The sequence below is a fragment of the Methylophilus sp. 'Pure River' genome, from assembly GCF_046765995.1.
GTDB lineage: Bacteria > Pseudomonadota > Gammaproteobacteria > Burkholderiales > Methylophilaceae > Methylophilus.
Window position 1 is genome coordinate 37,099 of the sequence record NZ_JBKOUE010000006.1, and the last position, 12,880, is coordinate 49,978.

Genomic DNA, 12,880 nt, shown 5'->3' on the forward strand with positions numbered 1-12,880 from the left:
GCCTTAATCATGCTGAAAAGCCCAGAAGCGGCTCAGCAGCCAGGTGCTGACTGCAATCAATACCATCACCACACCTAGCGCAAACCAGAAAGGCAGCGGCGTGTAAGTCAATGCCAGCCACAACAAGGCCTGGTTGCCAAAAAAACCGAGCAAAGCCACTGCCAGAAACTTGAAAAATGCGGCAAGATGGCTTGCCTGTGTGCCACGAAACGACCAGCGGCGATGCCCAACATAGCTCACCGGGAAGGCGCATAAAAAACCTAGCCAATTGGCCTCGGCAGGCTGCCAGCCCCACGCGTGTGTCAGCAATGCCACGATGTAATGCACGCCTGCAGCCAACGCACCCACACTGACAAACCCTAATACCGAGGCGCGCATATATGCCTCAAGGCTGATCGCTGGCTGCAGCTGGAGCAACCACTTCAGCCACAATATAAGGTGGACGGCCTTTGACTTCGTCATAGACACGGGCGAGGTACTCGCCCAGCACGCCAATAAACAGCAGTTGCACGCCTGCGAAGAACATCATACTGGCAACCACGGTTGGCCAGCCAGGGACAGACTCATGGAAGAATAAGGCATCTACGACCACCACAGCGCCATAGGCAAATGCCAATAAGGCCAATGTTGCACCCGTTAAGCTGGCCAGCCGCAAAGGCAAGACCGAGAAACTGGTAATGCCCGTCCACGCCAGAGCAATCAATTTGAGTTTTGAATAGGCACTCTCGCCGTGTAAACGTGGCAAAGGCGTATAAGGAATGCCAATCGACTTGTAGCCGACCCAGGCATAAATACCCTTCATAAAACGGTTACGCTCAGGCAGTGCACATAATGCATCCACCACCGCGCGGTTCATCAGGCGGAAATCGCCTGCATCACGCGGGATTTCAACATGGGTGCTGGCACTCATCATGCGGTAAAACAGGCGCGAACCCCATAGTTTGAAGGAGGATTCCTGTTCGCGGTCCTGGCGCACGGCATACACCATGTCGTAGCCTTCACGCCATTTCTCCAGCATGGTCAACATCAGTTCAGAGGCATGCTGGCCATCAGCATCCATGCAAATCACCACGTCGCCTTTGGCATAGCTCAGGCCGGCGCTAATGGCGTTTTCTTTGCCAAAATTACGCGAAAACCTAACCAGGGTCACATGACAATCCTCGACCAGTGACTGTACAACCTGTGCGGTTTTGTCGCGGCTGCCATCATCGACCACCACCATATCCCAATGCGGTGACATCTGCTGCAATACACTGCGAATATTTTGCAGTGTATGCGCAATGTTTTTTTCTTCATTGTAAGCAGGCACCATCACCGTGATATGCGGTTGGGCGGTGAGGCGGTGAGAGTCAACTGTTGTCATGGCAATCAGATTAGCAGGTTCGATACGGTTATTGTAGCGGATTGCGACTAGTTTTTGGCCGGGGTAGCCTTGCGGTCAGCCCCTTGTAACTGGCGACGGTCTTTAATCACTGCCAGCCACATGCCCTGCCGCTGTACACCACCGATGAGCTTGCCCTTCATTACTTCGTGGCAATGCATATTCGTGGTAGACAAGAAAAAGTCGGCCTCTTCCCAGCGGCGGGTGACACTAAAACGGCCATCGAGGTAGGGTTCGATTTGCGGGGTATCCACACAAGCGGCGACCCAGTAAGGTTTGTCGCGCGCAGGCAAATGCATCTCGGTGAGCTGATCAGTCGCCACACGTAAAGCGCTGGACCAGTAATCACCCTCCCACTTAAATTGCGCCTGGGTTTGATCGCCTGCCAGGCGGTTGAGTCTGGCGTATTGGTATGGATGCAATTGCACAATATCGACCAAGGTCACCAGCATCAGGCCACCAATCACGCCAGCCCAAATGGCCTGATAGGCGACTCTTGCGTGCAGATGACTGTGCGCCAATGCCTGCCATACGGCCACAATCGCCCAGGCGGAGAAGATCGCTAACAAAGGCAATAAAAAGGTAAAGTGACGCACGCCGTTATACAAAGCAGGCCGGTCATCCATCACGAAGACGAGTGGAAACAAGATACCCACCAACAGGGTATACATGACCATGCGTGTAGACTGATCAGCCAAGCGCAAAGATTGTCTGCCAGCAAACCACAGCAAAGGCAGGCTGAAGATGCCTAACAAAGCCGCCTCAGGCAATTTAACCGCCAGATACTGAAACAGATAACTGCGTGGCACTTCGCTGATATTGTAGACCACGCCATTGGCAATGGTTTGCATATTAAAGTCAAAATGCGAGAAGGACTTGGCGGCTTCCAGCAAATTGTCCGGCTCGATCACACTCCACGGCCAGCACATGGCCATGAATACGAATGCCAACACCGCCGCTGGCAGCAAAACAACCACCATACGCAGCAAGCGCGACCAGATCGGCGTGCGTTCATATTTATGGTCAAGCAAGACTCGCGCGACTACCAGCAACACCAGGTAAATCACGGCAAAGGCACCACCCACGCGCAAGCCTAACGCACCACCGACTGCGAACCCAAGCAGCACAATGGCTTTGCCACTGACATTTTCCATATCGCGCACCACCAGCGCGGTGGCATAGAGCGCCCACAACATGCACGTGGCGAAAGGCACGTCTTTGGTATGCGTAAACATGGTGCCAGACCACGACACGGTGAGGAACAGCAGGGTCATGGCCAGCAACGCCAGGCGCTCGCCGCCCAGCAAATGCGCAAATCTGGACACACCATAAAAGCCCAACAAGCCAAACAAGGCCGAGAGCAAGTGGCGGATATCCCAGATCATGATCGGAATATAGGGGTCCAGCGCGGCGGCAATAATGTCAAACAGGCCGCCATACAGGTAGAGATTTCGGTAGTGGAACGCGTCCTGGTCTTTAAAACCGGACTGATACCAGTCGAGCAGCATCTGGCCGTAAGTATGCTGTACATACTCGTCGTTGCTGATGCCGTGCTGGCGGAAAGTGAGGGCTACCCAAATGATTAATGCCAGCCAAAAGAAACGTATCAACCAGCGATACGTGGCAGCTGAGCAAGCTTGGGTAAAAAGGTGTTTCATGGGTTATTTAATCGTGAAAAATCAACACGCGCAAGCGTATCACGACACCCTGCCTGAGGATAGAGCGCGACGCCTGTCACGCTCAAATAAATCTGGGCAAAACCGCCAGATTAATTACCGGGATCGGTATGTACCGAGAAACGATAACCGGAACCACGCACGGTCTGGATCATTTCTTCATGCTTGGACGCTACCAGTGCATTGCGCAGGCGGCGAATATGCACATCGACCGTGCGGTCTTCAACAAACACGCGGTCACCCCACACTTTATCCAGCAGCTGTGTACGGCTATGTACGCGCTCAGGATTAGTCATAAAGAAGTGCAGCAATTTAAACTCGGTCGGGCCCAGTGGGATATGCACATTATGGCCAGTCACGCGGTGCGTGGTCGGATCCAGGTGCAAACCGGCGATCTCAATTGGATCATCGGTCATTTGCGGGGCACGTCTGCGCAACACGGCCTTGATACGCGCATTCAACTCACGCGGGCTGAAAGGTTTGGTCACATAATCATCTGCACCTACTTCCAGGCCGCGCACTTTATCAAACTCGTCGCCGCGTGCGGTCAGCATGATAATCGGTACTTCTTTGGTCAGGCTGTCAGACTTCAGGCGGCGGGCAAACTCAATACCACTCATGCCTGGCAACATCCAGTCCAGCAAGATCAGGTCTGGCATGGTTTCACGTAACAACATTTGTGCATGTTCAACGCTGGTGGCACGGATAGCATGATGCCCCGCCTGCTTGATATTTAACGCCAGCAATTCCTGAATCGCCGGTTCGTCTTCTACCACCAAAATATTCGCTGCTGCCATGACGCTCCCTTTAAGCAATATGAGATCAAAGTATTGATTGAATGCTCGCCAGTTTATGAATGAATTATGACATTTTAATGACAACATCACATAAATTTAATTTTGCTGTTATTGCCTTTTAGGCCAAATTGTAACAAGATGTAACGGCAAAAAATAAAGGGGTTTTTAATCTTGCTTAATCTTTCCAAAGAACACATCACCGCTGGCAGCCATTTCAATCGCTGGCTGGTACCACCGGCAGCACTGGCAGTACATCTCTCTATCGGCATGGCTTATGGCTTCAGCGTATTCTGGAAACCGCTGGGCAATGCGCTCACTGGGCCAGATGGCAAACCAGTGGCAGCCTGCGCCGCAGGGGCAAGCACCTTTGCAGATAAACTGGCAGGCACCGCCAAAGCGCTGACCGCTACTGACTGCAACTGGACCCAATTTGACCTGGGCTGGATGTATACCTTATTTTTCGTCCTGCTGGGCTGCTCTGCGGCCGTCTGGGGCGGCTGGCTGGAGCGTGCAGGGCCACGCAAAGCAGGCCTGGTTGCCATGCTTTGCTGGTGTGGTGGCTTACTCATTTCCGCCCTCGGCGTCTATCAACACCAGCTATGGATGATGTGGCTGGGCAGTGGCGTGATTGGTGGCATCGGCCTCGGGCTGGGCTATATTTCCCCCGTATCCACCCTGATCAAATGGTTTCCAGATCGCCGCGGCATGGCCACAGGCCTGGCCATTATGGGCTTTGGCGGCGGCGCCATGATAGGCTCGCCACTGGCCACCAAACTCATGAGCATATTCGCAACACCCACCGCCCCCGGCGTGTGGCAGACCTTCGTCGTACTGGCCGTGATTTATGCAGTGTTCATGACCTGTGGCTCATTGGGTTACCGCGTACCGGCCGCCAACTGGAAGCCTGCTGGCTGGACACCGCCAGATACCCAGCACAACCGCCTGGTCGCCACCCGCCACGTGCACCTGAAAAACGCGCACAAAACGCCACAATTCTGGTTATTGTGGCTGATCCTGTGCATGAATGTGTCTGCTGCCATCGGCATTATCGGTGCCGCAGCACCTATGTTGCAGGAAACGTTTGGCGGGGTACTGATCGGCCAGCCAACGCTTGGTTTTGCCGACATCAAGGCAGATGAAGCGCTGACCGCCGCAGCCGCAGCGGTGGGCGCCGGTTTTGTCGGGCTGATTTCACTGTTTAATATTTTCGGCCGCATCGGCTGGGCCACTTCGTCAGACAAACTGGGCCGCCAAACGACCTATTTCATCTTTTTTGTACTCGGCATCATGATGTATGTCTGCGGCACATACGCAGCCAACCATCATCAACTGGCCTTGTTCCTGCTGGTGTTCTGCATCATCGCCTCCATGTATGGCGGCGGCTTTGCCACCATTCCGGCTTATCTGGCTGACCTGTTCGGTACGCAGTTTGTAGGCGCTATCCATGGCCGCTTGCTCACCGCCTGGTCAACAGCAGGCATCCTGGGCCCGGTCATCGTCAACTACATGCACGATGTGCGGCTGGAAGCTAATGTTCCCTATGCCGATATTTATGCACCGATCTTTATGACACTGGCAGCCTTGCTGGGTGTCGGCTTTGTTGCCAACCTGCTGGTCAGGCCGGTGGCTGACAAATACTTTATGTCAGACAGTGAATTGGCGTTAGAGCAAAGTGGCGGCAAAAAAACCGGCCAGCAGGCCGCGAATATCCAGCAGGACGACCAGAAAACGCCTGATATCCTGGTCAAACTGGCATGGCTGGCAGTGCTGATTCCCATCAGCTATGGCATCTGGATGACGGTACAAAAAGCCTGGTCACTATTCGCATAATCCGTAACGTAGCCGTTTGGGTTAAAATAGCGCTTTATGTTTTAACCCACGGACGCACAAGTGAACAAAATTGCTCAAAACCTGGACGGTAACGGTAAAAAAATCGGTATCGTCCTTTCCCGTTTTAATGAAAACATTGGCGCAGGCTTGCTGCAGGCCTGCGAACAAGAACTGCTCAAACTGGGCGTAAACGCTGAAGATATCACCCTCGCTACCGTCCCTGGTGCGCTGGAAACACCCTTGATCCTGTTGCATATGGCGATGACTGAAAAGTACGATGCCTTGATCGCGCTGGGCGCCATTATCCGCGGTGAGACCTACCACTTCGAAGTGGTTTCCAATGAATCTGCACGTGGCATTTCAGAAGTGCAACGCGACACAGGCGTGCCAGTTGCCAATGCAATCCTCACTACAGAGAATGATGAGCAAGCTGAAGTACGCGTAGCGGTAAAAGGCGCTGAAGCCGCACAAGCTGCCATTGAAATGGCGAATTTAGTGAGCGCACTATGAGTGAAGATAAAGCAGCGGTGAGCCAGGAAAAAGCGGCACCAGCCAAAAGCAAAGGCAGCAAAAACCGCCGCAAATCACGCGAACTGGCACTGAAAGCGCTCTACCGCAACCGCATGAATGCCGGTGATGTGAAGCAACTGCGCCTGGACAGCCTAGACGACCCGGATTACTTCAAGGCCGACGAAACTTACTTCAAGCAATTGCTCACTGGCGTGCTGGATCACACGACCGATATTGATGCCATGATCAGCCAGTTTATTGACCGCCAACTGGAAGAACTGAGCCCGATCGAACATGCCATTTTGCGCATCTCCGGCTATGAGCTGATGTTTGATGTGAGCATTCCTTACCGCGTTGCCATCAATGAAGGTGTTGAGCTGGCTAAAGCTTATGGCGGTATTGATGGTCATAAATACATCAATGGCGTACTGGATAAAATTGCTGCGCAGGTCAGACCGCACGAATTTAAGCGCTAGACGCCTAACCGTAGTGACCAAACATAAAAAAGCCCTGCATGCAGGGCTTTTTTATTCCACAGCGTATGAGCACGGACTGTTTGTTACGCAGAATAGACGTGGTACCCATTGCGCCCAGCCCCTTTGGCTTCATACATGGCGATATCGGCCTGCTTCATCCACTCAGTCACCGTCACCTGCGTCCCTGCAGCACAAACAGCCAGCCCAATACTGACGCCAATATGAATACTGCGTTCATTTACTTGCACTGGCAATACAAAGCTATTGAGGATTTTTTGCGCCACATGCTCAGCATCATCGCGCTGCGTGAGTTCTGGCAACAGCATCACGAACTCATCACCACCCAGCCTGGACACCGTATCACTTTGCCGCAAACAGCCCTGCAGACGCGTAGAGACCTCTTTTAAAATCACGTCACCAACATCGTGGCCGAGCGTATCGTTAATCTGCTTGAAATGATCAATATCCAAAAACAGTAACGCAGCGGACTGGTTCGCCTGTGGCAAGCGCGCATGCAGCTGATGCAGCCTGCTGAGCAGCATCCGGCGGTTGGGTAAACCAGTCAGCGCGTCAAAATACGCCTCTTGTGTGACCTCATCATACTGGTGTTTACGCGCCGTAATATCTTCGATCTGGGCAATAAAATATTGTGGCGCATTCTCTTCATCCCGGAAAATAGATACCGACAACTGCACCCACACCACGGCCTTATCGCGGCGGATATAACGCTTCTCCATTTGATAGGCATTTATTTTGCCATCCAGCAGTTGCTGTACATACTCCAGGTCTTTGGCCAGATCATCGGCATGGGTGATCTCCTGGAATGTCGTTGCCACAAGGGCATCATTGCTATAACCCACGATGTTGCACAAGGCCTGGTTGACCTTGGTGAAACGTCCTTCCAGCGAGACAATCGCCATGCCAATCGGCGCAAACTCCATAATCTCGCGGAAGCTTTTTTCACTGGCACGCAGGGCAGTCTCGGTTTTTTTGCGGCTACTGATATCGTCAAAAACCACGACTGCGCCACGCAACACACCTTCGCGGATAATCGGTATAGAGGTCACATCAATATGAATCGGTTGACCGTCCCGGCACCAAAACACCTCATCGGATGTTTTGGCCGCCTGGCCGCCCTTCATGGCATTGCATAACACGCAATCCTGTTCGGCATAATGCGCATGATCCACTTTTTTATAATGCAACAACGAATGCGCATTACGCCCCAGCAAAGCCTCTTGACTCCAACCAAGCAGGCGCTGACCCTCCGGGTTGATAAAGGTAATCAGGCCGGACATATCCGTCACATAAATGCCCTCACCCAAAGTGTCTGTAATTTCCTGGAACCTTGCCGCACTCTCTTTCAGTGCCAGGGTTTTTTCACCCACCAATGCCAGCACCCTGGCCGTATAGCCGGTGCCTATAAGTAAAATGGCGCCCACTAGGCCGATGCAGAAAATGCCCACCGCCAGCATACTCCAGCTTTGCCAACCACGATGCTTTGCGTAATATTGGGCAGAGGGTGAAATATCGAGCCGGTAATGCTTGCTACCAAATTTGAAGTCACGGCTAAACACGACATCAGACTGTGCATCCGCTACGGATGCGTACACAATCGCCTGGCTTTCGGTTTCGACCAGGCGTACATTCAATAGCGCTTCTGTACGTGAAAACAATGCGCCAAAAAAATCCTTGTTCACCAGCACCGTTTGCACCACACCATCGTATCGATAGCCATGCACCGGATACATCAACAGCAAACCGGCTTCATGGCCAGAAGACAGATACAACTGGATAGGGGCAGTCACCACGGCAGTATTTTGCTTGAACGCCTGCAAAATTGTGATTTTTCGATTGTCCAGCGAGGCCAGATCAAAACCAACCACGCGCTGCGTTTGCGCCGTGGTCGGCTCGATATAAGTCAGCGGGAAATAATAAGGCCGTACTTTTGCCGTATGCCACTGATTGGCTGAATCAGGCTCGCGAATATCAAACCCGGGAAACTCCGACTGCATACGCGCCACAAAACTGGCGCGCTCTACCTGACGAATCTTGGGTACCCATTCAATCGCATAAATCATCGGGTATTTATCCAGCGTCACTTTGACGAAATTGCGAAAGTCCGCCTGACTAATGTCTGCCTGTTGATAGGTAAACAAGGCACTGATTTGCGCCAGCACGGCTTCTTGCGACTCTAACCGCACACGTAACTGCTCGGATAACTGGCTGGCCAGGCCATCAAATTCGGTCAGTGATTCTTTACGTTCCCATTTGCTGGCCGTGACAAAAGCGGCCACTAGCAAGGCAAATAGCAACAACATAGGCACGGCGACGGTTTGCAGCCGCTTCCTCCATAAAGCTCGCGGCTGGCCCAGCATCACCAGTGTCAAAGGCAGCATGACAATCAGGCCGAGAAAATCGCCCACCCACCAGGACACCCAGCTTGCCAATACACTGTGCTGATCAATCAAACCGAGTGCGAATAACCCGGCCACAGAAACGCTGGCGCTCACTAGGCACAGCAAAGGCGCCGATACCAGGAAACGAACGACATCAGCAGGAGCATCCAATGTGGTAGGAAAAGCAATATTACGCCGCAGCCAGGCGCCGCCTAACCGGGCTTGCAAAGACGAAGCTGCAGCAATCAGCAGTGCAACCACAAGGCCAAGCTGGCTGAAATGATGATGGGTACTGTAATCCACCCAAAGATTGAGTATCAACGAACCAGCAAAAATGGCAGGGATGATGCGCTTACCAAGCAGATAGCTAACCGCAATGGCAATCCCGGCAGGCGGGAAGATGGCTGATGCGTAACCAGGTGGCACCGCCAGCATCAGGCCAAGCTTGCCGGTAATGATATAAATCACCACCAAGGCCAAGCTAAAACGAATGCTTTTGCTGTAAGTAGGGAGTCCTGGCAACATCAATAAAAATATTCAAACAGGATGCACATGCGTCATCAAACAGTAGAAAAATCTACTTTGACGCCAATCTTACCAGCGATGCTCGCGCACGCATGACAAGAACTAAACCGATAAATAGCCGTTATTTCCAGACTACATGCGCAACGCCGATGTCAGCGCGGTAGTAACGATAAAGTCTGTAGCTGCAAGCCCTGCGTATCCCAGCGTGCACACACCGCCTGGTCATGCCAGTCACCCAGCACCATGCGTTCGCACTGGTGGCTATCCACAACGAATGGATGACGGCCAGGCCGGTGAGTGTGCCCATGCAACAGCACATCCGGGTAATCATACGCACGCAGCAGGGCGACCACGGCCTCCGCGTTGACATCCATAATATCCATGGTTTGTACGGCTTTATTCTGCGCGCTGGTGCTGCGTGCCTGCGCGGCAAACGCCAGCCTAGCGGCCAGCGGCTGGCTAAGAAAAGCCTGTTGCCATTGCGGGCTGCGCACTTGTACCCGAAACTGCTGGTAGGCAACATCGTCCGTGCATAAGGCATCGCCATGGCTCAACAAGACGCGTTGACCGCCCAGCTCAAGCAACGTGGGGTCAGGCAGCAATTGCAACCCGCAGGCTTGCGCAAAGCCCTCACCGATTAAAAAGTCGCGATTTCCATGCATAAAGTACAGACGCACGCCTTGTGCCGACAAGGCACGTAGCGCCTGCACGATAGGCACAAACTCGGCGCCATGTTGCGGGTCGTCGAGAATATCGTCCCCCACCCACACCTCAACAAAATCGCCCAGGATATAGAGCGCTTCAGCCTTCGCGACTTCGGTATGCAGCCAATGCAAAAAAGCCTGCGTTACCGCAGGCCTTTGCGCACATAAGTGCAGATCAGAAATGATCCATGTGGTCATGCCTTAGGCAACCACAACGGCTTTTTCAATGATCACTGGTTCCACTGGCACATCCTGGTGACCAGCGCGATTAGTCGTTGGCACTGCTTTGATTTTATCAACGATGTCCATGCCTTCAACCACTTTACCAAATACACAGTAGCCCCAGCCCTGAGTCGTTGGTGCAGAGAAGTTGAGGAAATCGTTATCTTTCACATTGATAAAGAATTGTGCAGAAGCAGAGTCAGGCACCATGGTACGCGCCATGGCCAAGGTGTATTTGTCGTTAGACAAGCCATTGTCAGCCTCGTTTTTGATGGTGGCGTCGGTCGCTTTTTGCTTCATGTTGGTGTCAAAACCGCCACCCTGGATCATGAAGTCGTTAATCACGCGATGAAAAATCACGCCATCATAAAACCCTTTTTCAACGTAGCTCAAAAAGTTAGCCACGGTAATCGGGGCTTTTTCTGCGTTGAGTTCAATCGTAATATCGCCAAAATTGGTAGTCAGTTTGACCAAAATATTCTCCGTTTATTGAGGATGATGATAGTTATTTGCTAACCGTTACTTGCTAGTCACTATCGTTGCACGTTTAATGATGACCGTACGAATCGGCACATCTGAAAAGCCGCGTTGATTGCCAGTAGGCAAATTGCTGATTTTAAACACCACGTCCATGCCAGACACCACTTTACCAAACACGCAGTAACCGATTCTGTCTGGCTCCGGGCTGCTGTAATCCAGAAACTGGTTGTCGGCCACGTTAACAAAAAATTGTGCCGTAGCAGAGTTAGGATCTTGTGTGCGTGCCATCGCAATAGTGCCCGTCTGGTTCACTAGGCCGTTACCGGCCTCGTTTACCACTGGTGCACGCGTTGGTTTCTCTGTCAGCTCGCGATCAAAGCCACCGCCCTGAATCATGAAACGGCCAATCACGCGATGAAAAATGGTATTGGTATAAAAACCATCTTTCACATACTGCAAAAAGTTTTCAACCGTTTTAGGCGCTTTGTCCGCATATACCTCAACGGCAAAATTACCCTGATTGGTTTCAAACAGCACTTGCGTTGCCGCATTGGCCATACCCACAGCAGCCAACAGGCAACACCCTAACATCCAAGACAACACTCGCATCAAGCTGATCCTTCGTACAAAATTTTCCATTCACCGTTCTCCTGCACCCAGTATTGTCGTTTTTTCATGACATTACGTAATGCAGCGCTCACATATTCCTGCTCAAAGTCTACGACCACCATGTTGCGCTTGGAGTTCGGATAAGTGAACATGCTCACCTCAGACAGGTTGACGCTCACCTTGGGCTTGGACGCCTGAATCTGGCGCTTGTAGCTAGACCATCTGGACAAGTCGCCTTCAGAATAGAAAAAATCGCTGGTGTAATGAGACAGGTAAGCATCGGTCTTTTGCGCGGCCCAGTCTTTGCGCCATTGCTCAATCGCTGATTTCAGCGCTGCTTTGTCACGGTCCTGATGACGCACAGAATCTGGATTCACCCACTGAAAGTTAACACCAATCACGACTGGCGTATTGCCTGCCTGCAACACTTCCTGCAAAGCTTTCATGTCCGGGTTAGACAGCACCACACAACCATCACTGGCCCGTGGCGGGCGACTGTAGGTATCCCTGGGCGTGCCATGAATCCAGATGCCGGAGCCAGTTTTACGCTCGTAGCTGTCAATCTCGTTTGGATAATTGAGCGGATACGCTGCATCGCCATACAAATCCGGCAGCGGACGATTGAGTTTACGCGAGGCAAAATACACCCCGATAGGTGTACGTTTGTCACCCTGGTCTTTTTTACCAATACCGTTTTTACCGATGGTGACATAGTAGTCGGCGATATAACGCAATACATTGCCCTCGCCTTTTTCATACACATACAGGCGGGAACGCGCAGTATCCACAAACAAGACGTGGCTTTGCTTTTCAGATAATTCAACCAGCATATTGGGCTGGGTCAGGCCGCGGTTACGGTCAAAGTAATTGCGGATACGGATTTCCGCTTCTTCTTTGAAATCCTGGATACGGGTGACATCTGCCGTATTAGCATCACCAAAATTGTTTAAGATCCGGGCTTTGGCAGAGAGTAAATCACCGTGAATCAGGTGCGCGAGGGCAAAGTTGGGAGAGATCGTCAGCAACTGGTCCACATAATCCAGCGCCTGTTGCAAACGGCCTTCTTTAATCGATTGCAGAGTTTGCACCAGCATGCGTTCAACCGCATTGGTGTTTTTGTTTTGGACGAACAAACGCGCGGTCAACGCTTCATGGTTAACCGCGGTTGCATTCCAAGGCAATAGCGCAGCACTGACAAACGCAATATAGCAGTACTTTCTTAAACTCCTCATACCGATATTATACATTTGTTTAATTAAAATCTTTTGCGC

Annotated in this window: 12 protein-coding genes; 3 read left to right on the forward strand and 9 right to left on the reverse strand. The window is 52.0% G+C overall.

Annotated elements, in window-relative coordinates; genetic code table 11:
- Positions 1-3 precede the first annotated feature (3 nt).
- The 4 genes from ACIDE9_RS08425 to phoB all read right to left on the reverse strand — a co-directional run bounded on the left by ACIDE9_RS08425 (position 4) and on the right by phoB (position 3,854).
- The gene (locus ACIDE9_RS08425; RefSeq protein WP_411994084.1) at positions 4-378 is read right to left on the reverse strand and encodes a GtrA family protein; all 375 of its coding nucleotides are present in this window, start codon (positions 376-378) and stop codon (positions 4-6) included.
- A gap of 7 nt (positions 379-385) precedes the next feature.
- Positions 386-1,363 (reverse strand): glycosyltransferase family 2 protein, encoded by a 978-nt coding sequence (locus ACIDE9_RS08430; RefSeq protein ID WP_411994087.1) that lies wholly within the window; start codon positions 1,361-1,363, stop codon positions 386-388.
- 47 nt (positions 1,364-1,410) lie between these two features.
- Positions 1,411-3,039 (reverse strand): ArnT family glycosyltransferase, encoded by a 1,629-nt coding sequence (locus ACIDE9_RS08435; protein ID WP_411994089.1) that lies wholly within the window; start codon positions 3,037-3,039, stop codon positions 1,411-1,413.
- 110 nt (positions 3,040-3,149) lie between these two features.
- Positions 3,150-3,854 carry a phosphate regulon transcriptional regulator PhoB gene (phoB, locus tag ACIDE9_RS08440; protein ID WP_019883356.1) on the reverse strand — a complete coding sequence of 235 codons (705 nt, stop codon included), beginning with the start codon at positions 3,852-3,854 and terminating at the stop codon, positions 3,150-3,152.
- A gap of 267 nt (positions 3,855-4,121) precedes the next feature.
- Here phoB and ACIDE9_RS08445 point away from each other — a divergent pair, with 267 nt between their 5' ends.
- The 3 genes from ACIDE9_RS08445 to nusB are packed head-to-tail and all read left to right on the forward strand — an operon-like array spanning position 4,122 to position 6,670.
- Positions 4,122-5,684 (forward strand): OFA family MFS transporter, encoded by a 1,563-nt coding sequence (locus ACIDE9_RS08445; RefSeq protein WP_411994354.1) that lies wholly within the window; start codon positions 4,122-4,124, stop codon positions 5,682-5,684.
- A 60-nt stretch (positions 5,685-5,744) separates the two neighbouring features.
- Positions 5,745-6,194: a 6,7-dimethyl-8-ribityllumazine synthase gene (ribH, locus tag ACIDE9_RS08450; RefSeq protein WP_411994092.1), complete on the forward strand. Its 450-nt coding sequence runs from the start codon at positions 5,745-5,747 to the stop codon at positions 6,192-6,194.
- Positions 6,191-6,670, forward strand: a complete 480-nt coding sequence (gene nusB, locus ACIDE9_RS08455; protein WP_047516342.1) for a transcription antitermination factor NusB — start codon at positions 6,191-6,193, stop codon at positions 6,668-6,670. The genes ribH and nusB overlap by 4 nt, the downstream gene beginning before the upstream one ends.
- A gap of 83 nt (positions 6,671-6,753) precedes the next feature.
- Here nusB and ACIDE9_RS08460 read toward each other — a convergent pair whose 3' ends face one another.
- The 5 genes from ACIDE9_RS08460 to ACIDE9_RS08480 form a co-directional block, all read right to left on the reverse strand.
- Positions 6,754-9,594, reverse strand: a complete 2,841-nt coding sequence (locus ACIDE9_RS08460) for a diguanylate cyclase domain-containing protein (protein WP_411994094.1) — start codon at positions 9,592-9,594, stop codon at positions 6,754-6,756.
- Positions 9,595-9,746: 152 nt separating this feature from the next.
- Positions 9,747-10,496, reverse strand: a complete 750-nt coding sequence (locus ACIDE9_RS08465; protein WP_411994096.1) for a UDP-2,3-diacylglucosamine diphosphatase — start codon at positions 10,494-10,496, stop codon at positions 9,747-9,749.
- A 3-nt stretch (positions 10,497-10,499) separates the two neighbouring features.
- Entirely contained in the window at positions 10,500-10,994 is a 495-nt protein-coding gene (locus tag ACIDE9_RS08470; RefSeq protein WP_194754777.1) for a peptidylprolyl isomerase, read from the reverse strand.
- 45 nt (positions 10,995-11,039) lie between these two features.
- Positions 11,040-11,609 (reverse strand): peptidylprolyl isomerase, encoded by a 570-nt coding sequence (locus tag ACIDE9_RS08475; protein ID WP_411994098.1) that lies wholly within the window; start codon positions 11,607-11,609, stop codon positions 11,040-11,042.
- Positions 11,609-12,856, reverse strand: a complete 1,248-nt coding sequence (locus tag ACIDE9_RS08480; RefSeq protein WP_194754779.1) for a L,D-transpeptidase family protein — start codon at positions 12,854-12,856, stop codon at positions 11,609-11,611. Before ACIDE9_RS08480 ends, ACIDE9_RS08475 begins: the two co-directional genes overlap by 1 nt.
- Positions 12,857-12,880: the final 24 nt, after the last annotated feature.

Bases quoted from the DNA above. Each gene is read 5' to 3' on its own strand.
- ACIDE9_RS08475 (WP_411994098.1), bottom strand. From the start codon at position 11,609: ATGCGAGTGTTGTCTTGGATGTTAGGGTGTTGCCTGTTGGCTGCTGTG.
- ACIDE9_RS08465 (WP_411994096.1), bottom strand. From the start codon at position 10,496: ATGACCACATGGATCATTTCTGATCTGCACTTATGTGCGCAAAGGCCT.
- ACIDE9_RS08480 (WP_194754779.1), bottom strand. From the start codon at position 12,856: ATGTATAATATCGGTATGAGGAGTTTAAGAAAGTACTGCTATATTGCG.
- ACIDE9_RS08435 (WP_411994089.1), bottom strand. From the start codon at position 3,039: ATGAAACACCTTTTTACCCAAGCTTGCTCAGCTGCCACGTATCGCTGG.
- nusB (WP_047516342.1), top strand. From the start codon at position 6,191: ATGAGTGAAGATAAAGCAGCGGTGAGCCAGGAAAAAGCGGCACCAGCC.
- phoB (WP_019883356.1), bottom strand. From the start codon at position 3,854: ATGGCAGCAGCGAATATTTTGGTGGTAGAAGACGAACCGGCGATTCAG.
- ACIDE9_RS08445 (WP_411994354.1), top strand. From the start codon at position 4,122: ATGGCTTATGGCTTCAGCGTATTCTGGAAACCGCTGGGCAATGCGCTC.
- ACIDE9_RS08430 (WP_411994087.1), bottom strand. From the start codon at position 1,363: ATGACAACAGTTGACTCTCACCGCCTCACCGCCCAACCGCATATCACG.
- ACIDE9_RS08425 (WP_411994084.1), bottom strand. From the start codon at position 378: ATGCGCGCCTCGGTATTAGGGTTTGTCAGTGTGGGTGCGTTGGCTGCA.
- ACIDE9_RS08460 (WP_411994094.1), bottom strand. From the start codon at position 9,594: ATGTTGCCAGGACTCCCTACTTACAGCAAAAGCATTCGTTTTAGCTTG.